The sequence below is a fragment of the Nitrosophilus alvini genome, from assembly GCF_015100395.1.
GTDB lineage: Bacteria > Campylobacterota > Campylobacteria > Campylobacterales > Nitratiruptoraceae > Nitrosophilus > Nitrosophilus alvini.
Map to the genome: position 1 here is coordinate 860,122 of NZ_AP022847.1, position 20,452 is coordinate 880,573.

General features: G+C 37.4%; 17 protein-coding genes. 12 read left to right on the forward strand and 5 right to left on the reverse strand.

Annotation, left to right across the window (positions count from 1 at the left end):
- Nucleotides 1-8 precede the first annotated feature (8 nt).
- Complete coding sequence (locus EPR_RS04480) at nucleotides 9-791, reverse strand: pyridoxine 5'-phosphate synthase (protein ID WP_200764077.1); 783 nt, start codon at nucleotides 789-791, stop codon at nucleotides 9-11.
- A gap of 218 nt (nucleotides 792-1,009) precedes the next feature.
- Between EPR_RS04480 and EPR_RS04485 the strand changes: the two genes are divergently transcribed.
- A complete protein-coding gene (locus EPR_RS04485) occupies nucleotides 1,010-1,846 on the forward strand; it encodes a GW dipeptide domain-containing protein (RefSeq protein WP_200764078.1) in 837 nt (278 codons plus the stop codon).
- 6 nt (nucleotides 1,847-1,852) lie between these two features.
- Here the strand turns inward: EPR_RS04485 and tgt are convergent, their stop codons facing one another.
- The gene (gene tgt, locus EPR_RS04490; RefSeq protein WP_200764079.1) at nucleotides 1,853-2,977 is read right to left on the reverse strand and encodes a tRNA guanosine(34) transglycosylase Tgt; all 1,125 of its coding nucleotides are present in this window, start codon (nucleotides 2,975-2,977) and stop codon (nucleotides 1,853-1,855) included.
- Nucleotides 2,978-3,046: 69 nt separating this feature from the next.
- Between tgt and EPR_RS04495 the strand changes: the two genes are divergently transcribed.
- The 9 genes from EPR_RS04495 to EPR_RS04535 all read left to right on the forward strand — a co-directional run bounded on the left by EPR_RS04495 (nucleotide 3,047) and on the right by EPR_RS04535 (nucleotide 11,564).
- Nucleotides 3,047-4,453 (forward strand): COG3400 family protein, encoded by a 1,407-nt coding sequence (locus EPR_RS04495; protein ID WP_200764080.1) that lies wholly within the window; start codon nucleotides 3,047-3,049, stop codon nucleotides 4,451-4,453.
- Nucleotides 4,454-4,527: 74 nt separating this feature from the next.
- On the forward strand, nucleotides 4,528-5,580 hold the full coding sequence (gene aroB, locus EPR_RS04500; RefSeq protein WP_200764081.1) for a 3-dehydroquinate synthase: 1,053 nt from the start codon (nucleotides 4,528-4,530) through the stop codon (nucleotides 5,578-5,580).
- Nucleotides 5,580-7,217 (forward strand): mechanosensitive ion channel domain-containing protein, encoded by a 1,638-nt coding sequence (locus EPR_RS04505; RefSeq protein ID WP_234697178.1) that lies wholly within the window; start codon nucleotides 5,580-5,582, stop codon nucleotides 7,215-7,217. Before aroB ends, EPR_RS04505 begins: the two co-directional genes overlap by 1 nt.
- 6 nt (nucleotides 7,218-7,223) lie before the next feature.
- Entirely contained in the window at nucleotides 7,224-8,462 is a 1,239-nt protein-coding gene (gene mtaB, locus EPR_RS04510; protein WP_200764082.1) for a tRNA (N(6)-L-threonylcarbamoyladenosine(37)-C(2))-methylthiotransferase MtaB, read from the forward strand.
- Nucleotides 8,425-10,098 carry an AAA family ATPase gene (locus tag EPR_RS04515; RefSeq protein ID WP_200764083.1) on the forward strand — a complete coding sequence of 558 codons (1,674 nt, stop codon included), beginning with the start codon at nucleotides 8,425-8,427 and terminating at the stop codon, nucleotides 10,096-10,098. The genes mtaB and EPR_RS04515 overlap by 38 nt, the downstream gene beginning before the upstream one ends.
- Nucleotides 10,085-10,603, forward strand: coding sequence for a pimelyl-ACP methyl ester esterase BioV (gene bioV / locus EPR_RS04520; RefSeq protein WP_200764084.1), 519 nt, complete (start codon nucleotides 10,085-10,087; stop codon nucleotides 10,601-10,603). The genes EPR_RS04515 and bioV overlap by 14 nt, the downstream gene beginning before the upstream one ends.
- Nucleotides 10,604-10,624: 21 nt before the next feature.
- Nucleotides 10,625-11,152: a molybdopterin adenylyltransferase gene (gene mog / locus EPR_RS04525; protein WP_200764085.1), complete on the forward strand. Its 528-nt coding sequence runs from the start codon at nucleotides 10,625-10,627 to the stop codon at nucleotides 11,150-11,152.
- Between the two features lie 44 nt (nucleotides 11,153-11,196).
- Nucleotides 11,197-11,397, forward strand: coding sequence for a hypothetical protein (locus EPR_RS04530; protein ID WP_200764086.1), 201 nt, complete (start codon nucleotides 11,197-11,199; stop codon nucleotides 11,395-11,397).
- A gap of 2 nt (nucleotides 11,398-11,399) precedes the next feature.
- Nucleotides 11,400-11,564, forward strand: a complete 165-nt coding sequence (locus EPR_RS04535; RefSeq protein WP_200764087.1) for a hypothetical protein — start codon at nucleotides 11,400-11,402, stop codon at nucleotides 11,562-11,564.
- An 83-nt stretch (nucleotides 11,565-11,647) separates the two neighbouring features.
- Here the strand turns inward: EPR_RS04535 and EPR_RS04540 are convergent, their stop codons facing one another.
- Nucleotides 11,648-12,343, reverse strand: coding sequence for a dUTP diphosphatase (locus EPR_RS04540; RefSeq protein ID WP_200764088.1), 696 nt, complete (start codon nucleotides 12,341-12,343; stop codon nucleotides 11,648-11,650).
- A 98-nt stretch (nucleotides 12,344-12,441) separates the two neighbouring features.
- Here EPR_RS04540 and EPR_RS04545 point away from each other — a divergent pair, with 98 nt between their 5' ends.
- Nucleotides 12,442-13,983, forward strand: coding sequence for an ATP-binding protein (locus tag EPR_RS04545; RefSeq protein WP_200764089.1), 1,542 nt, complete (start codon nucleotides 12,442-12,444; stop codon nucleotides 13,981-13,983).
- A 28-nt stretch (nucleotides 13,984-14,011) separates the two neighbouring features.
- On the opposite strand, the gene EPR_RS04550 is transcribed toward EPR_RS04545, so the two are convergent.
- Together EPR_RS04550 and EPR_RS04555 are read right to left on the reverse strand one after the other, a co-directional pair.
- Nucleotides 14,012-15,490, reverse strand: a complete 1,479-nt coding sequence (locus EPR_RS04550; RefSeq protein WP_200764090.1) for a SulP family inorganic anion transporter — start codon at nucleotides 15,488-15,490, stop codon at nucleotides 14,012-14,014.
- A 146-nt stretch (nucleotides 15,491-15,636) separates the two neighbouring features.
- Nucleotides 15,637-18,267, reverse strand: coding sequence for a valine--tRNA ligase (locus tag EPR_RS04555; protein WP_200764091.1), 2,631 nt, complete (start codon nucleotides 18,265-18,267; stop codon nucleotides 15,637-15,639).
- Nucleotides 18,268-18,410: 143 nt separating this feature from the next.
- Between EPR_RS04555 and EPR_RS04560 the strand changes: the two genes are divergently transcribed.
- Entirely contained in the window at nucleotides 18,411-20,429 is a 2,019-nt protein-coding gene (locus tag EPR_RS04560; RefSeq protein WP_200764092.1) for an ATP-dependent helicase, read from the forward strand.
- Nucleotides 20,430-20,452 lie beyond the last annotated feature (23 nt).

Here is a 20,452-nt window from a genome sequence, read left to right on the forward strand (position 1 = left end):
TTTGACTTCTAACTCCTGATTATTTTTACCATTTCTCTTACAGCTTCTTCAAGTCCTACCCAGACACTTCTTGCGATGATGCTTTGTCCAATATTGAGTTCGATTATATCTTCAATATCGGCTACTGCTTTAACATTCTGATAGTTAAGACCGTGTCCGGCTGCAACTTCGAGTCCTGCTTTTTTGCCGTATATTGCCGAGTTTTCTATCTCTCCAAGAGCGGTAGAGAGTTTTTCGGTCAGCTCTTTTCTTGAAAGTTCCAGTTCTTTAATGGAGTGGTGCGTAAATCTCAGATTTGTATAGAGCATCGCATATATGTTTGCATATGCGCCTGTATGAAGTTCTATCATATCAGCTTCGGTATCGGCGCATGCGGATATGATTTCAAAATCGGGATCGACAAACAGTGAGACATCTATTTCGTTGTCTTTGAGTTTTTTTACTGCATCATTTATCTCTGTAAAATACTTTATTACGTCAAGTCCGCCTTCGGTAGTGACCTCTTCACGTTTTTCCGGTACCAAAGTGGCGCGATGCGGTTTTAGTGAACAGATTATATCTATAATTTCCGGATTTATAGAACACTCCATATTTACCGGAAGCTGCGAATTTTGTACAATTTTTTTTGCATCACTGTCTACTATATGGCGTCTATCTTCTCTCAGGTGTATCGTTATTTGGTCGCCTCCTGCACGTTTTACTATGCCAAGAGCATCAAGTGGATCCGGATCGTTTATCTTTCTTGCCTCTCTGAGTACCGCTATATGGTCGATATTTACTCCCAGCAACATTTCAGCTCCTTTGCTTTTGAAGGTTCAGTTAACAAAATTATATCAGTTGTTTGCTAAGGGTGTTATTTTTAAACAGGGATAAATAATTTTTATCTATTTGTTATAAATTTAAATGATATCTAATAATAAAATGTATAAACTACAAGAACAAAAACCCTCCAAACTACTATCTATATTAATCGTAAGCATAGAGGGAAATATAAGAAAGGAAATGTGTTATGAAAAAAGCATATATTAGTATTGCTCTTGCAGCACTTCTGTTGTCAGGTTGCGGTGAAAAACCAAAAGAGGAAAAAAACAGAGTGGAAGTCCTGCCTGAAAAAACTGAAAAACAGGTATCAACCGAACAGACAGAGTCTGTAGAAGGGCTCTATGGCGTAAGCGCCGATGAAGCAAAAAGCGAACCGCAGCCTCCTCAGCAGCCCGGTGTCAAAACGGGAACTGTTATAGAGACGATGAATGCGGGCGGATATACATACGCCAAAATTGATGATAATGGAAATATATACTGGATAGCCGGACCTCAAACAGAAATAAAAACAGGAGACAATATCTCTTTTGCTCCTCAGATGTGGATGGAAAATTTTCAGAGTAAAACTCTAAACAGAACTTTTGATAAAATCCTTTTCGTTGCAGTTATAGCTCCTCTCAAAGGTACAAATGCCCATGCGTGTGAAAGTTGCGATACGCATAAAAACCAGGCAGTGACTGCACAAACAAGCCAAGATTCGGTACAAAAGCAAGGTTCAGGTGAAAAGATAGCTAAAGCTGAAGGCGGGTATACAATAGCAGAAATTTTTCAAAAAAAAGAAGAACTGAAAAATAAAACAGTGAAAGTAAGAGGAAAAGTAACCAAAGTTTCAAGAGCAATTATGGGCAAAGACTGGGTTCATATAGAAGATGGTAGCGAAAGCGATCTTGTAATCACTTCTCCATCGGCAAATGTTGAGGTAGGTGATGTAGTTACGGCAACGGGTATTTTAAAAACAGATGTTGATTTTGGATACGGCTACTTCTATCCGGTAATAATGGAAGAGGCGAAATTTGAGAAGTAGAAGGTTTTACCTTCCGCTTCTTTTTTCATAAAACTCTTTTTTGAATTTTTTGAATTTCTCCTGTAAAATAGCCTCTCTGGCCTCACTCATAAGATTTAGATAATAGTGTAGATTATGCAGCGATGCAAGCCTGTAATATGTAAGTTCCTTTGCCCTGAAAAGATGGTTGATATACGCTCTTGAATAGTTTTGGCATGTGTAGCAGTTGCATTCTTTATCGATGGGACCTTCATCAAGCCTGAATTTGGCGGATTTAATGTTTATTTTACCGAAACTTGTAAAAAGAGTGCCGTTTCTGGCATTTCGTGTAGGCATAACACAATCAAACATATCAACACCTCTGTCTATGCACTCTATCAAATCTTCAGGAGTTCCGACTCCCATGAGATATCTCGGTTTATTTCGGGGCATAAGGGGAGTTGTAAACTCTACTGTGTCATACATGGCCTGGTTCTCTTCACCGACGCTCAGCCCTCCTATGGCAAAACCGTCAAAATCGAGCTGTGTCAGCTCCTCGGCGCTAATTTTTCTATATTTTGGGTCCACACCTCCCTGAATAATGGCAAAAATATTCTGATTGAGGCCTATACCTTTTTCACGGGCTCTTTTGTGATACTCTATCGATTCCTCTGCCCATTTTGTCGTTCTTTTTACTGAGAGTGCGAGTCTCTTTTCTGTTGCAGGCAACGCTATAAGGTCGTCAAGTATCATCATTATATCGCTGCCTAAATTGTATTGGATATCGAGCACCTTTTCGGGTGTAAAATAGTGTCTTGAACCGTCTATATGGCTTTTGAATTCTATTCCGTTTTCATCTGCTTTTGATATATCGCTCAGGCTAAATGCCTGAAAACCTCCGCTGTCGGTAAGAAAACTTCTGTTGTATTTCGTAAATGAGTGAAGACCGCCGAGCTCTTTTACGATTTCGTCACCCGGGCGCAGATAGAGGTGATATGTATTTGCCAGTATGATTTTTGTGTCTAGTGTGTTTAAAAGGTCGTTGCTGTCAAGTGATTTTACACTTGCCGCTGTGCCGACGGGCATAAATACCGGCGTCAGTATCCTGCTGTGTGCAGTTTCTATACTGCATGCTCTTGCCGTACCGTCTGTATGGTCGATTTTAAATTTCATTGTCTGCCTTATGATATAATTCATCATTAATACAAAATATTACAAAATTATCATTTTTTAGAGGAATATATGAAAAACATTCTTATACTTGCCGACGGTATTGTAGCAAAACATTTTTTAGAAAGAGTTATTGAAAATTACGCTACTGAGAATAACTATAATGTGGTCTACTATAATGAAAAAGTTTTACCAAAATCCAGAAACTCTAATATGAAATTCTTTTTTTTCGATCCTACAAGCTACGTAAAACTTTCTCAGCTTTTCGATGAGGATTTTCATCAGGTTCATATTATTATGGCCAATAAAATCGATACTATTGCATCATATAACAATATAAGGAAGCTGAGCAAACAGGTAAACATTGTTCTTTTCGATAAATGGAATCTTGAAATAGAAGACCAAAATCTTATAAAACTTGACGCAAATGAGATTCTTGCAAACAGGCTGATAGATTTTCTGCCAAATATACCCATCGTAGCACAAAATGTCGGTCTTGGTATTGGCGAAATTATGGAGGTTCTAGTACCTTTCGGAAGTTCTTATGTATATAGGCATATCGGTTCAATTGAACAGAAAAAATGGAAAATTGCGGCCATTTACAGAAACAACAGACTTTTGATTGCAGAACCGAGTATTATGATATGGCCAAATGATCTTCTTCTTCTCATTGGAGAGCCCAATGTTTTGAAAAACATATATAAATCTATAAAAAGAGAAGTTGGGCAGTTTCCTATTCCGTACGGTACAAACAGTTATCTGTTTATCGATATGGAAAAACAGAGAGCCGAAGAGATAGAGAAGGTATTGCATGACGCTGTATGGCTTCATAAAAATTTAAAAGACAAAAAGCTTATTATAAGAGTGATAAATCCATCCGATTTTAAAGTACTTGATATGATAAAACAGTTGGATTCCAAAGATATAGATGTTGAGATAAAATACGCTTCTGTCAAAGAGCCCGATATCATAATAGAAGATTGTCGAAAGTTTGATATTGGTCTCATTATCGTGAAAAACAGCCTTTTCGAAAAATATGAAATCAGAGAAACTCTTTTTCAAACAAAACTTCCCGTTTTCAGTATATCTGACAAGGATATAGAAAAAATTTCGCAGTCAGCACTGCTGCTTTCCAAAAACAAAGAGCTTGAGAAAATTTCCTCTCCTATCCTTGATGTCTCCGTACAACTTAAACTGAATCTAATACTATATGATATAGATCCGGAAGAGAGTGATAAAAGTGAAATAATAGAGCATTTTGAAAACCTGGCTTCAATATTTTCAAAATCTATAAAAGTTGTAAAAGCGAATAAAAACCCTATCAGAGAGATGCAGAAAATCGACAACTTTCTACAATTTCTACCATTTAACAGAAAAATCCTGAAAAAACCTCTAATAAGATTTTTTTCAACTGATGTGGAATGTCTTTATTATAAACTCAGTTCATATCATCAGATATTCATTCCTGTACAGGTTTGATAGAGTGTTAAGCAAGTATTAAGTATAATTTGAAATTAAGGTTATCACTTAATTTATGATGTTTAAGGGTATTTATGAGAGTAGATATAAGACTGGTTAAAAAAGAAGACAGAAGCTATCCGATTTTTATTGATGAACTAAAATCCATAAAGATAGATACAAAGGCTGCAATTGTAACAAATCCTAAAGTTGCAGGTTTGCACCTTGATTATCTTTTGAAAAAGATTGAGGCAAAAGAGCTTTATATCGTCACTGTACCTGATGGCGAAGAGTATAAAAATTTTGAAACACTCAACTTTATACTTGACAGGCTTTTTGATCATCAATTGGACAGAAAATCGATGCTCATTGCCTTTGGAGGTGGGGTTATTGGCGATATGACGGGTTTTGCCGCAAGTATTTATCAAAGAGGAATAGATTTTATTCAGATACCTACTACGCTTTTGAGTCAGGTTGATGCAAGTGTAGGCGGAAAGACCGGGATAAATAACAGGTACGGCAAAAATCTTGTAGGCTCTTTTTATCAGCCCAAAGTCGTTTATATCGATACATTTTTTTTAAAAACTCTTCCAAAAAGAGAATTTGCCGCCGGTGTAGCAGAAATTGTGAAAATGGCAGCGGTATTTGATAAAGATTTTTTCGGATTTTTGGAACAGAACGATCTTTACGATGAAGAGAACCTTAAAATCGCCATAAAAAAATCTGTGGAAACAAAGGCCAGAGTCGTTGCGCAGGATGAAAAAGAGAGTGGAATCAGAGCGGCTCTAAATTATGGCCATACATTTGGACATGTAATAGAAAATGAGACCAAATACAAAAAATATCTTCACGGAGAAGCAGTAGCTATTGGTATGGTTATGGCAAACGAATTGGCGATAGAAACCGGGCTTTTGACATCAAAAGAGGCCGAAAGAATAAAAAAAGTTCTTGAAAGATATTCGCTACCCACGAATTATCATATAAAAGATGTTGACTCTTTTTATAAACATTTTTTTCTTGATAAAAAAAGTATGGATAAAAAAATAAAATTTGTTTTGCCTAATGGAATCGGAGATGTAAAAATAATAGATGACATCGATGAAAAAACAGTGAAAAAAGTTTTGGAAAAATTTTCAAAAGGGTTATAGTGAGAAAGCTTCTGATATTCCTTTTTTCCACGCTGATTTTGTATGCCCAAGGAACTGATATAATCGATGTTTTTGACAATGAAACAAAAACAGAGAACTCCGCTGTTATAAAAGATGTTTTGGATATAAATACTACCCAAAAAGAAAAAATAATAGATATTCAAAGCAGACTAAAAGCGATAGAAGATGAGCTTTCCCGAAATATATGGACAAAAAAGTATTCAAACTATATCACTTACCATTTTTTGGAAAAGGAACTGATAAAGACAGAGCGTGAAATAAAAGTTGCAAAAAGAAAAAAAAGTGCAAATCTTTCAGAACTTGAAAATAAAAAAGAGACACTGCTAAATCAACTGGAGCTTCTCAAAGAATACAAAGAATCACCGTTTATAGAACTTCTCAAACCCGAAGAGATTCCAGAACCGCCTGAAGTAAAAAATCCTGTTGCAATAATTGCGGCAATATCGTATATAAAACAGATTAACGAAAAAAAGGAGTATTACAGGCAAAAACTGGCAGAACTGAAATCCGTTCTTAATAAGCTCAAAGAGAAAGAAGCACTTTTAAAAGAGATTTATGAACTCGAAAAAAGTGAAGAGATAAGAAAAAAACTCAGTTATACAATTGAAGAAGTTACCGCTTTTAGCAATGCCGTTATGATTGCCGAAAAGACCATTGGAGTTTATGAAAAGAGAATAGAAGAAGTTGTTTTAAAAGTAACGGAAGAGATAAAGGTACAGAGTGAAAAAGCCGCTGCAATCATGGGGCTTGTACTTGTACTTTTTGGATTCAATCTATTTATCAAATGGATAGCTAAAAGGTATGTTAAAGACAATGAACGATTTTATATGATAAATAAAATCATAAATTTCAGTTTTGCGACTGTTATTATCTTGATTGTCCTTTTTGCATACATAGAAAATGTAACATATATAGTTACGATTCTGGGTTTTGCATCTGCGGGTATCGCGATCGCTATGAAGGACTGGTTTATGAGTCTGCTGGGATGGATCGTAATAGTTTTCGGCGGTACCATCCATGTAGGGGATCGAATAAAAGTAAAGAGAAACGGACTTGTTTATGTTGGTGACGTTGTTGATATATCTCTTTTGAGAATTACTATTTTGGAAGATATCACTCTTACAACATATCACGAAAACAGAAGGGCGGGAAGAGTTATATTTGTTCCTAACAACTATATATTTACCGATCTTATAGCCAACTATACACATGGCGGGCTTAAAACCGTCTGGGACGGGATAGATATAAATATAACATTTGATTCAAATCACAAAAAAGCGATGCATATAGCAAGAGAGATTACAAGAAAATATGCAAAAGGCTATACGGATATTACAAGAAAACAGCTAAATCGCCTAAGAAGCAGTTATCATCTTAAAAACACGAATGTTGAACCCAGAGTCTACTCTTTTATTGAAGATTACGGTATTAGAATAAGCGTCTGGTACTTGACAAACTCTTATGCTACGCTTACACTGAGGAGTACCATTTCGGGTGAAATTATTGACAGATTCAACCGTGAAGAAGATATCAAAATAGCGTTGCCTTCACAATCAATATACTTGACAAAAGGAAAATTTAATAATATAAATAGTGAAAATTTGAGTGAAGGATAAGAAGAGGTGAAAAAGGTTTTTTTCAAAACATTCGGCTGCAGGACAAACCAGTTTGATACTCAAGTGATGATGTCCAAACTAAAAGATTTTAATATTACGCAGAATGAAAAAGAAGCCGATATTGTTGTTGTAAATTCATGCACCGTTACAAATTCTGCCGACAGCGGAGTAAGAAACTATATAAACAGGATAAAAAGAGAAACAGGTGCGCAGGTCTATCTTACTGGATGCGGAGCCTTTACAAAAGGAGAAGACCTTTTTAAATCAAAAAAAGTCATTGGTGTTTTCGGACATTCTGAAAAAACAAAAATAAACACACTTTTGAAAGAGGAAAATCTGTTTGAGCTGGGTGATCTTGAACATATAGACAAAAGTGTGGTAGAGCAGTTTATAGGAAAAAGTAGAGCATTCATAAAGATACAGGAGGGGTGCGATTTCAGATGCAGCTACTGTATAATTCCTTATGTGAGAGGAAATGCTAGAAGCCACGAGGAAGATATTATAATCGAACAGATCAAAAGACTTGCATACAACGGCTTCGGAGAGTTTATCCTGACCGGAACAAATGTGGGAAGCTATGGCAAAGATAAAAATTCAAGCCTGGCGAAACTTTTGAAAAAAATATCATATATCAGGGGAGTAAGGCGCATCAGAATAGGCTCACTTGAGCCTGTACAGATTACAGATGAGTTTAAAGAGCTTTTGAATGAACCCTGGATGGCAAAACATCTTCATATCGCTCTGCAGCATACCTCGCAGAGAATGCTAGATATAATGAATAGAAGAAACAGAGTCTCTTCTGACCTTGAGCTTTTTGAAGAGCTGGCAGCATTTGGCTATGCTCTCGGTACAGATTTTATCATAGGGCACCCAGGAGAGAGTGAAGAGATATTCAAGGAAGCATACGATAATATAAAAAAGTTTCCTCTTACACATATACATCTGTTTACATACAGCAAAAGAGACGGTACGCCGGCAAGCAGTATGAAACCGGAAGTTCCGGGAAATATTGCCAAAGAAAGATACAGAAAGATAAAAGAGGTGATTGATGAGAAGAATTACCGTTTCAGACAGCAAAAAAGGAAACTGGAGGTTTTGATAGAGTCCGAAAAAGAAGGTGTTTATACAGGTTTGGACCAGTTTTTCAACAAGATAAACGTCCATAGCGATAAAGACATAAAAGGCAACTGGATAGAGATAGAAAAATATGAAGCAAAAAAAGATTCAAACTACGCAGATTTCTAAGAAAAACAAAGTACTTATTGCTTTATCTGCAGGCATCGTAGCTTTGCTGCTGCTGTTTGCATATGTCAGACAGAGCAGTACCGTTATAGACTACTCTACATACAGAGCTATGCTGAAAAACGATATGATAGATTCTGCCCAGATAGGGGAGAAATATATCTATCTAAAAAGCGGCGGCAAGGTTTTTAAAATACCCAAAGATGCAGTCAATATAAACGAACTTTATGAGAAAATCCCTGTCGGCGTAAAAGAAAATTACAGCAGAGCAATTGATGTTGCTGTTCTGTTCTTTATCGCAGGACTTCTTATATATATGCTCTTTTTTTCCAGAAAAAGAGAGGAAATGCCGCCCATAAAACATCAGATAAATATAGCGGCCCCCGAGATTGATGATTTTTCTTCAAAAATAAAACCTATAGTTTCGGATGTGAAGTTCAAAGATGTTGCCGGTATAGAGGAGGCTAAAGAGGAACTTGAAGAGATAATAGAGTTTTTGAAAAATCCGGGAAAATTCAAAAATTTCGGTGTACGTATGCCAAAAGGTGTTCTCCTTATAGGACCTCCCGGTGTTGGAAAGACTATGATAGCCAAAGCGGTCGCAGGTGAAGCAGGGGTCCCGTTTTTTTACCAGAGCGGATCGAGTTTTGTTCAGATATATGTGGGTATGGGAGCAAAAAGGGTTCGTGAGCTTTTTGCAAAAGCCAAGCAGATGGCGCCTTCGATTATCTTTATAGACGAGATAGATGCCGTAGGAAAAGCGAGAGGCGGCATGAGAAACGATGAGAGAGAGGCAACTCTCAACCAGCTTCTTACCGAAATGGACGGATTTGAAGACAACAGTGGCGTTATCGTTATGGCAGCGACCAACAAAATAGAGATGCTTGACGAGGCGCTGCTTAGACCGGGCAGATTTGACAGAAGGATATTTGTATCTTTGCCCAATGCCAAAGAGCGAGAAGCAATACTCAAAGTATATCTGAACAAAATTCCGCACTTTGTTGATACCAAAGAGATAGCTAAAATGACTGTCGGGTTCAGCGGAGCTGCTCTGTCGAGTCTTGTAAATGAGGCAGCTCTGCATGCTCTTAGAAAGGGTAAAAAAATTGTAGAACTCGAAGATTTTGAAGAGGTAAAAGACAAAGTGCTCTTCGGAAAAAGAAAGGTACTTGCATATTCAGCCCGAGAAAAGGAGATTCAAGCCGTATATCAGGCTGCGAAGGCTGTTACCGCATACTGGTTTGAAATAGATTTTGACAAAATATCTTTACTGGGATCTGGTTTTAAAGATATAGATAAAGAGATTGTCTCAAAACATGAATTTATAGCCAAAATAAAACTTTTTCTCTCAGGGCATGCCGCAATGCAGGTCATCTACAACGAAGAGTTTTCAAATTCGGCCCAGGACCTTGCAAGGGCAAAAATCCTTGCCGAAGATATGGCAACAAGATACGGGATGGGTAAAAAACTGATAGGTGATGTTACCGATGTCTCTTTTATCATGGAGAGTACGCTTGAAGAGGTAAAAGAGTTTATCTCTTCTCAGATAAGATATATAGAGAAGATAAAAGAACATCTTCTTGAAAATGAGTCTATATCCAAAGAGGAGATTAAAAAGATTTTTAATGAGATTCTTTAGCGGATTTTGTCTGAAAAATGAGAAAAAGCTTTTTGAAGATATATTGGATAATAGCGAATTTTCAGTGGCCGGTTTCAGCTATGGAGCTATAAAGGCTGCTGAATATGTATATAAAGAATTGAATGAGGGCAAAAGAGTAGACAGAGTGTTGCTTGTATCTCCTGCTTTTTTTCAGTCATTTGATGAGAAATTCAAAAGAGTTCAGCTTATCTCTTTTTCCAAAAATCCGGAATCTTATATTGAAAATTTTTTAAAAAACTGCAGCTATCCATCCTCCGTTTCACTAGAAAAATACAGGAGTTCCTGTAATAAAGAAGATCTAAAAGAGCTGCTTTATTATTGTTGGGATAGAAAAAAGTTGGATTCAATTGTCAAAAGAGGCGTGAATATTGAGGTTTTTTTAGGTGAAATTGATAAAATAACGGATGTAAAAAGCGCATACCTCTTTTTTAAAGAGTATGCAACTGTATATTTTTTCAAAAAAGCAGGGCATATATTAAAATAATATATAATTCAAAGGAAAAAAATGGAGATAAAGATAGGAATATTGACTGTATCTGACAGGGCAAGTCAGGGAATATATGATGATATTTCGGGGAAAGCCATCATTGATACATTGAATGATTATCTCAAAAGCGAATGGGAGAGCATATATAAAATCGTTCCGGATGAACAAAATATCATAGAAGAGACCCTCAAAGAGATGGCTGATGAGAGAGGGTGCTGTCTGATTGTAACTACAGGCGGGACAGGACCTGCAAAAAGAGATGTTACTCCAGAAGCAACCGAAGCTGTCTGTGACAAGATGATGCCGGGATTTGGAGAACTTATGAGGCAGGTAAGCCTTCAGTATGTACCTACAGCGATACTTTCAAGACAGACTGCAGGTATAAGAAATCAAACACTTATTATAAATCTGCCGGGAAAACCAAAATCGATCAGAGAGTGTCTGGATGCAGTATTTCCTGCTGTTCCTTACTGTATAGACCTGCTTGAAGGGCCGTATATCGAAACAAATGAAGATGTTATCAAGGCTTTCAGACCGAAGAAGTGAAAAACTTACAGGTTGAATCTCTAAAAATATACCAAGGATAGAAATTGGCCAATAGAAAAATAGAAGAGTGTATATATGAATATATAAAAGAGCTCGAGCGTGAATTTATGGAGATTATAAACAATCCTAAGATGGATAAAAAGGCAAAGAACCTTGCAACAAAGCCTCTTGCTTCCAAAAAGAAGATACTGCTAAATACAATCGATGCTCTAAATCTGGTGGATAAAGAGAGTCAAAAGGGATGAGGATGAAAAATCTGCCTGTCTATCTTTTGATATTTTTTCTTGTAGGTTCTATGGCGTTTGTAATACTCTCTCCGTTTTTTATAGTTGAAAAAATAAAAGAAGACAGTAAAAAGCCAAAAAGTGAAAGAGAGTTTGTTTACAGAGGGGATACAAAAAGCGGTAAATGAGAAAGTGGATGTGTGAATGTAGCCACACATCTCCACTTTTTTCAGGATATTACGAGAAAATGAAAAAAAGTTTATAAGCTTATCTATTTAACCTCTTTTTTATAAATTTCCGAGAGTTTATTATATAGCGTCTGGTAATCTATATCGCTGTTTTTGCTCAAAATTTCCTGCATCACTTCGTTATCCTCTTTTTTATTCCACACTTTTTTATAAACTCCCTCTTTATATCCATGATCCTGTCTGAACTGATTCAATACATTTTTTCCGATATAGAGTCTGTATAAATCGTCGAAATTGAGACCGGATGCATCACAGGCTCTGAAAAACTGTTCCGTTAAAGACTCCTGATATGGTTCACTGTCGTTTTTGACAAGGGCCAGGGCCATAAGCTCTTCAAACACATCAAGATATTCATTTATATTTTTATTATTTTCACTTGTCCACTCTTTTGGAATTTTTATGTCCGATTTTGTATCAACAAGATTTTCGATAAATATGACAAGCTCCGTGGGGGTATGAAATTTGAGAAGATAGCTCATTACAAAATGCCAGATATCTACAAGTTCTATTTTGATATTTTCAGTATCTATGCCGGAATCGATATTTTTCCAGTGTTTCCATGAAAAGCTGTCGATAAGTTCGGCACACTCCATATATATACATCTTTTCCAGTTTATTACTTTATCGTTTTTGGTTACGTCTTTTCTCCACTCTGGTCCATTTGTATCGTTGTTTAGCTGATTTTGAAGTTGAAGCATTTCAAGAATTTTTTCCTGCATAGCTATCCTTTTGAAAAAATTTGTTCCTATTATAAAAGTTTCAGATTATAGCATATACAATGTTATAAGAATAATATTTTAATTTTGGAGATGAAATTATGTTTGAGTTCAGTACTATATATTACAATAATCCTATTGTAGAAGCGGCAAATGCCTTTTTGGTTCTTGATGAAAATAGAATAATAAAATATGCCAATCGCCACTTTTGCAGGATGACCGGATATGAGAGTGAAGAGCTTAAAAAGAAAAGTATTTACAGGATATATCATTCAGATTTTCCCGACAAAATAGACAATGATCTTTGGAAGACTGTCAACTCAAAAGAGATGTGGCTCGGTGAAATACAGTTGTTTTCAAAAGACAGGAACAAAATATGGGTATTTACAAGAGTTTTGCCTGTAACAGATGCTAGCGGTAAAATAATGGAGTATGTATTTGTCAGTAATAATATAACCAAGTTGAAACTGACGGAAATGGAGCTTATAAAAGCAAAAGAAGAGGCTGAGATAGAGAGAACCAAAGCGATGAGAGCCAATGAGGCAAAATCGCTTTTATTTGCCTCTATTACTCACGATTTGAGAACCCCTTTGAATGCAATTATAGGATACTCTGATCTTATTTTAGATGAGAGACTTGGAGAGAAGGAGAAAAAAGAGTCTATTGAAAATATAAGATTTTCAGCGGAGACATTAAGAGAACTGGTAGATGACATTCTTGATTATTCGCAGTTTGAAAAAGGTATGGTAGAGCTTGAAAATGTGGAATTTGATATCAATGAACTGATAAAAAATGTTCATACATCTCTTAAAAGCCTTGCAGATATGAAAAATCTGGAGTTTATATGCGAATTTGACAGTTTTGAGTCCGCACTGTTAGGTGATGCGAAAAGGCTTAGACAGGTTCTTATCAATCTGCTTGGAAATGCCGTTAAATATACCCGTAAAGGACATATAAAATTTAAAGTTAAAAAAGAGAAGGAAGATAAAGGGCAAATAAAGATATATTTTGAAATTGAAGACACGGGTATAGGCATACAAAAAGATAAACTGGATGCTATTTTTGATGAATTTGTAAGAGTGGAAACGGTAAGAAACAGTTACGCCGGAACCGGTTTAGGATTGTATGTATCTAAAAAAATAATCGAACTTTACGGCGGCAAAATTAAAGCTGAGAGTAAAGAAGGAGAGGGAAGCCGCTTCTATTTTTCTTTGAACTTCAAAAAGTCAAAAACTGTGCCTTTTAATCCTGAGTTTAATATAAGCGGAAGCCTCGAAAGCCCGTATACAGTTTTGCTGATAGATAGAGATGAGCTTCATAAAGCGCTTCTTTCGATTGGATTGAGGGATTATAGGATAAGATATGCATACGATGTAGATGAGGTTATGAAGATACTTGAAAATGAGAAAATCGATATTGTTCTGAGTGAAATAAAATTACCCAATATAAGCGGTGTGGAGCTAATGGAGAAAATAAAAGAGAAGTATAAATACCTGCCCGTTTTTGCCGTAACAGGCTTTGTTGAGTCAACAGATGCTCACAAAGAGTATCTGAAAATGGGTTTTGACGGTTATATGCCGAAACCTGTAAGGATTTCAAAACTGAAAAATATGATAAAAGAGCACCTTGAAAGAGATATTTGATTGAACCCTCCGAGTCTGTCTGGAGGGTTTAGTAGTTCACAGCTACTTTGTAGGTAGGATCGTCCTCTTCATATGTACAGAAGGGTCCTGCCTCTTTTAGCATCTTTTTGCAATCTTCGCTAAGGTGTCTCAGGGTCAGTTTTTTTCCTGCTTCTTTATATTTTTTTGTCATTTTATCAACGGCCTCCACGCCTGACTGGTCCATAACTCTTGCATTTTTAAAGTCGATAACCACTTTTTCTGGATCGTTACTCACATCAAACTGTTCGTTGAAAGATGTAATTGATCCAAAAAAGAGAGGTCCATCCAGTTCATAAACCTTTGTTCCGTCTTTTTCTATGGATGATCTGGAATATATTTTTGCGTGCTTCCATGCAAATACTAAAGCAGATATGATAACACCGGTTATAACAGCAATAGCAAGGTCAGCATAAACGGTAATTATTGTAGTAGTTAGCATAACAAAAATGTCTTCTTTTGGCATATATTTAAGATGACCGAAGCTGCTCCATTCAAATGTGGCAATACTTACCATGAACATAATACCCACAAGAGCCGCAACAGGAATATAGGATATATACCCTGAAAGTGCAACGACGAAAGATATAAGCAGCAGTGCCGCCACAACACCCGAAAGTCTGCCGAGTCCTCCCGACGTAAAGTTGATGATTGACTGGCCTATCATCGCACATCCGGCCATTGCTCCAAACATTCCGCAGGTACAGTTCCCGACGCCCTGTGCTATACATTCTCTGTTTCCGCTGCCTCTGGTTCCGCTCATCTCATCAAGAACCGAAAGGGTAAGAAGTGATTCGATGAGTCCTACAGCTGCAATTATAAAAGAGTAGGGGAGTATTATCATAAGTGTTTCAAGATTCAGGGGTGCAGAAGGGATATGAAAAGCCGGAAATCCGCCGCTGATATCTGCAAGGTCTCCTATCGTTTTTGTATCGAGTTTGAAAATGAGAACAATTGCCGTTATTGCAACTATCGCACCCAAAGATGCAGGGATGGCTTTTGTAAATTTCGGTAGGAAATACATAATAGCCATAGTAGAGGCAACAAGAAGATAGATTATCCAGTTCTCATTTTTGAACAGAGGAAACTGTGCCATAGCAATAACTATAGCCAGGCCGTTTACAAAACCGTACAGTGCCGGTTGAGGAACAAGACGGATGAACTTTCCCAGTTTAAACAGACCCACCAGTATCTGGATTATACCTGCAAGGATTGTTGCCCATAGCATATATTCCAGTCCGTGCTGCATAACAAGGTCAACAAGAACTATGGCGACTGCACCTGTCGCTCCGCTTATCATTCCAGGTTTTCCTCCGATAAGAGCAGTAACGAGACCTAATATAAATGCCGTATAAAGACCTACCAGCGGACTTACACCGGCTATGATGGAAAATGCTATCGCTTCGGGTACAAGAGCGATAGCTACAACGGAGCCTGAAAGAACGTCATTTTTTATATTTACAGTAGAATAGTTTTTGAGATTGAACAATTTTTATATCCTTTGCCATTTAAAATGATCTGTTTGGTTCAAAAATGCGGGCGATTATATCCAAAAATAGGAAATATAACGACAAGAAAAGAATATTAGTGAAAAATCTTCAGTTTGTCGGAGCTTTTCTCCAAAGCCCGGGGGCTTTAGAGATTTTTCAAGGAGTCCAGCTCTTTGCTGATTTTCAGAAGTTTCTCTTCGGTTTCGGCTTTTAATTTTTTGTTTTGTTCAACAACCTCTTTGGGCGCATTTTCTACAAACTTTTTGTTGTTCAGCATTCCTTCTAGTTTTGCGAGCTCTTTTTCAAGTTTCGCTTTCTGCTTTTCAAGCCTTTCTATGATAGGAGAGAGAACAACGTTTTGGGTAGGAATGAAAACTTCAAGATTATCGCTGACATCGGCTACGGCTTTTTCGATCTTGTTTTGGGTAAATTCAATATCTTCTACTTTTGCAAGCTTTTGTATGTAAGGCTTTGCAAGCTCTTCATCTATTTTTGCAGATAGTTTTACATAAGCTTTTGGAATCTTTTTATTGGCTATATCTATAAGTGCTTTTGCTCTTCTGATAGAAACGATGGATTCGGTAATTATAGAGAAGATATTTTCTATCTCTTCATCTCTTTCAATGTTTGCAGGATATTTTTTTACCATAATGGATCCATCGTTTTCAAGAGAAGTTGCAGAGAGCATATGATAAAGATATTCGCTGATAAACGGCATGAAAGGGTGTAGCAGTTTCATGGCCTCTTTATATACAGCACCAAGTTCCCTGATGCTCTCTTTGTCCACTTTGCTCAGCTCTATCCCCCAGTCGCAGAATTCTCCCCACAGAAATCTATAAAGTGCCGTAGCAGCGTCATTAAATCTGTAGGTTTCAAGATTTTCCCTGACCTCTTTTACGGCTGAGCCGAGACGGCTTTTCATATATCTTCCAAGCGGTGTTGAGAGTTCTATATTTTCAAGGTCTTCAAAATTATCATAGTTTAGCATCAAAAATCTGGCAGCATTGAAGAGTTTATTCGTAAAGTTTCTTGACTGCTCCAGTTTTTCACGGCTGAGTTTTATATCACGCCCTTGAACGGCCAGAACGGCAAGTGTAAACCTGAGAGCGTCAGCGCTGTATTCGTTTATCGTATCGATGGGATCTATAACATTGCCTTTCGATTTACTCATTTTCTGCCCATGCTCGTCTCTGACAAGAGCGTGCAGATATATATCTCTAAAGGGAAGTTCACCCATAAAGTGGTTACCCATCATTATCATTCTGGCAACCCAGAAAAATAGTATGTCAAAACCTGTTATAAGCAAAGAGTTCGGATAGAACTCTTCTAGATCCTTTTCAAACCATTTTACACCCTTGCCCCACTCTTTGTTGCCCCATCCGAGAGTAGAGAAAGGCCAAAGAGCGGAGCTGAACCAGGTATCGAGAACATCCGGATCCTGAGTAAAATTTTTTGAGCCGCATTTTGGGCAAACTTGCGGGTTTTCATTCTCGTCTGCCCATTCATGGCCGCAATCTTTGCAGTAAAATACAGGGATTCTGTGTCCCCACCACAGCTGTCTGGATATACACCAGTCTCTAAGATCCTTCATCCAGGCGTTGAAACTGTTTATCCAGTGGCTGGGGAAAAACTTGGCTTCGCCTCTATTTACTTTTTCCACAGCACTTTTGGCAATCTCTTTTTTTACAAACCACTGTTTAGAGATATAAGGTTCAACCACATTGTGGCATCTGTAACAGTGTCCGACCTGATGCCTGTAATCTTCTATTTTTTCAATAAATCCCTCATCTTGAAGTTTCTTGACTATTTTTTCTCTGGCTTCCAGTCTCTCTAGTCCGGCAAATTCGCCTGCATATTCGTTGAGAATTCCCTTTTCGTCGAAAATGGTAATAAATTCAAGGTTATGTCTTTTTCCCACTTCGTAATCATTCGGGTCGTGTGCAGGCGTAACTTTTACCGCTCCGGTTCCGAATTCCATATCAACATGCTCATCTGCTATTATGGGGATTTTTCTACCTATCAGAGGAAGGACAACTTTTTTGCCTATAAGATCTCTGTATCTTTCGTCATCGGGATTTACCATAACCGCAGTATCTCCGAAATAGGTTTCGGGACGTGTAGTGGCAACTACGATATATTCGTCGCTTCCGTCGATGTAGTATCTTATGTAGTATAGTTTTCCCTCATGCTCTTTGTATTCCACTTCGATATCACTAAGCGCGCCGTCATGTGTACACCAGTTGACCATGTAGTTGCCTCTGACAATGAGACCCTCATTGTATAGCTGTACAAAAGCCTTTCTTACGGCATTTTTAAGTCCCTCATCCATAGTAAAACGCTCTCTACTCCATGCAGGAGAGACCCCTAGGATTCTAAGCTGTTTTACTATCACTCCACCGCTGTGCTCTTTCCACTCCCATACTTTTTCAAGAAACTTTTCACGTCCAAGTTCCTCTTTGGTAATCCCTTCTTTAAGAAGCTGTTTTTCTACAACATTTTGTGTAGCGATTCCCGCATGATCGGTTCCCGGTTGCCAAAGAGTTTTAAAGCCGTCCATTCTTTTGTATCTGACAATGATATCTTGAAGAGTAAAAGTGAGGGCATGTCCGATGTGGAGTCTGCCGGTAACATTTGGAGGAGGCATCATGATAGAGAAATTTTTACCCTCTTTTTGAATATCTCTGTTTCCGTCTATCTCAAAATAGCCTCTTGATTCCCAGATTTTATAAAAATTTTTTTCTATCTCTTTGGGATTGTACCTGTTATCAATTGCCATTACGAAGATTCCTTGATTTAAATTTTGGCTGAATTATATCAAAGGGGTAGTAAAACCTCGTTTAAGATAAAAGTTAGAACTCTTTTTTATCAGTATAATAGAAAAGAGAGTGTAAAATTCGTTCAAAAAATCAAAAGGTACGCATGCCCTTATCGAAACTCAACCCGGAACAGTTTGAAGCTGCTACAGCACCTTTTGGCCAAAACCTTATAATAGCTTCTGCCGGAACCGGAAAAACGTCTACAATTGTTGGTAGGATCGCTTATCTTATAGAGAGTGGAATCCGGCCCGAAGATATACTGCTCCTTACATTCACCAACAAAGCTTCGGCTGAGATGATAAGCAGAATATCCGGATATTTCGGTAAATCCAAGGCTTCGAAAATAGAGGCCGGAACTTTTCACGCTGTCTCTTACAGATGGCTGAAAAAACTTGATGAAAAAGTTGTATTGAAGCAGCCTAAAGAATTGAAGACTCTTTTTAAAAGTGTTTATGAAAAGAGGGTGTTTCACCATATAGAGAGTGAAACAAAACCATATTCTGCCGCTTATCTTTTTGATATCTATTCTCTTTATCAAAATGTTGCACCCCAAAAGAGTTTTTCCGAGTGGCTTAGCAAAGACAAAGAGGAGCATAAAGCGTTTGGAGATATCTATGATGCAATCATTGATGACTATGAAAGTCTCAAAAAAGAGTACGGTTTTCTCGGTTTTAACGACCTTTTGATCGAAGCTGCAAAAAATGCACATAAAATAGGAAGTTTTAAAGAGATTTTGGTTGATGAATATCAAGATACCAACAATCTGCAGTCCGCTCTTCTTGACAATCTTGACTGCAGTTCCCTTTTTTGCGTAGGAGATTATGACCAGAGTATCTATGCGTTTAACGGAGCAAATATCAACATAATCGCCGGTTTTAAGACAAAATATCCTGATGCTAATATATACAATCTTTCTAAAAACTATCGGTCCACAAAATATATACTATCGCTTGCACAAAAAGTCATTTCAAACAACGAAAGGATATACCCTAAGAAATTGGAAGTCATAAAGAGCGGTAAGTGCGAAGCTCCCAAACTTCTTGTTTACGAAGAGCTTATGGAGCAGTACAAAGCGATTGCTCATAAAATAAAACACTCTTTTACTCCCAAGGAGGAGATTGCCGTAATTTTCAGGAACAACTCTTCAGCTGACGGCATAGAAGCTGGTTTGAGAGAGTTAGGGGTTGGGTGCAGAAGGAAAGGCGGAGTCAGTTTTTTTGATGCAAAAGAGATAAAAGCTCTGTTTGACGTTATAGCTCTTTTGATAAATCCCAAAGATGTGATGGCGTTTATACATCTGTTTGAATATGCCAAGGGAGTAGGGCCGGCAATCGCAAAAGAGATATATGATGCGCTGGTCAGACTCGGAGAAGGCGATTTTATAAAAGGACTGTATGAGCCCAAAGAGATGGACAACCCTTTTGAGAAGAGAATAAAAAACCATCAACTGGGACTATTTGACGATTTTCTGCATATTGGAAGCAAAACAAGATTCAAAAATCTCGGTTTCAGCGAAAAATTTATGAGTAGTCCAGTTTTGAAACATCCCAAACTTAGCAGTGAAGGAGCACTGTTTTTATACTATCTTTACAATCTTATCAAAGAGCTGAAAATGGCAAAAAATCCGGTTACCATAGTTTCAAAAATAGTCTCTTCGAAACTGTACGGGGAGATAATAGAACATCTTTGTTCAAAAAGAGCTGCCAACAGAGATGGAAGTATAGATGAGAGAGTAAAAACCGAAGCTAAAGAGAGAATAACAAGAAAAAATCTACTTGTAAAAGAGCTGGCCAAACATTACAGCGATATAAACAGATTTTACAATGCTATGATACTCGGCTCTTCGGAGCTCAGTGAAGGGGAGGGGGTAAATCTGCTTACTGTACATGCCAGCAAGGGGCTCGAATTCGAAGAGGTCTATATAATAGATCTGATGGATGGTAGATTTCCCAATAGAAAACTTATAACAAAAGGCGGAAGTCTTGAAGAGGAGAGAAGACTCTTTTATGTCGCAGTAACTAGAGCAAAAAGCAGACTCTATCTCTCGTACGCAAAATATGATCGAGTAAAAAAACAGGAGTTTTTGCCTTCGCCCTTTCTTTTTGAGGCAGGACTTGTTTAGCGGGTTAAAACCCGCTCGATAAA

Coding starts and splice junctions, on each gene's coding strand:
- EPR_RS04515 (WP_200764083.1), top strand. CDS start 8,425: ATGAAGCAAAAAAAGATTCAAACTACGCAGATTTCTAAGAAAAACAAA.
- EPR_RS04555 (WP_200764091.1), bottom strand. CDS start 18,267: ATGGCAATTGATAACAGGTACAATCCCAAAGAGATAGAAAAAAATTTT.
- EPR_RS04480 (WP_200764077.1), bottom strand. CDS start 791: ATGTTGCTGGGAGTAAATATCGACCATATAGCGGTACTCAGAGAGGCA.
- EPR_RS04495 (WP_200764080.1), top strand. CDS start 3,047: ATGAAAAACATTCTTATACTTGCCGACGGTATTGTAGCAAAACATTTT.
- aroB (WP_200764081.1), top strand. CDS start 4,528: ATGAGAGTAGATATAAGACTGGTTAAAAAAGAAGACAGAAGCTATCCG.
- EPR_RS04540 (WP_200764088.1), bottom strand. CDS start 12,343: ATGCAGGAAAAAATTCTTGAAATGCTTCAACTTCAAAATCAGCTAAAC.
- mog (WP_200764085.1), top strand. CDS start 10,625: ATGGAGATAAAGATAGGAATATTGACTGTATCTGACAGGGCAAGTCAG.
- EPR_RS04560 (WP_200764092.1), top strand. CDS start 18,411: ATGCCCTTATCGAAACTCAACCCGGAACAGTTTGAAGCTGCTACAGCA.
- EPR_RS04535 (WP_200764087.1), top strand. CDS start 11,400: ATGAAAAATCTGCCTGTCTATCTTTTGATATTTTTTCTTGTAGGTTCT.
- EPR_RS04485 (WP_200764078.1), top strand. CDS start 1,010: ATGAAAAAAGCATATATTAGTATTGCTCTTGCAGCACTTCTGTTGTCA.
- EPR_RS04545 (WP_200764089.1), top strand. CDS start 12,442: ATGTTTGAGTTCAGTACTATATATTACAATAATCCTATTGTAGAAGCG.
- tgt (WP_200764079.1), bottom strand. CDS start 2,977: ATGAAATTTAAAATCGACCATACAGACGGTACGGCAAGAGCATGCAGT.
- bioV (WP_200764084.1), top strand. CDS start 10,085: ATGAGATTCTTTAGCGGATTTTGTCTGAAAAATGAGAAAAAGCTTTTT.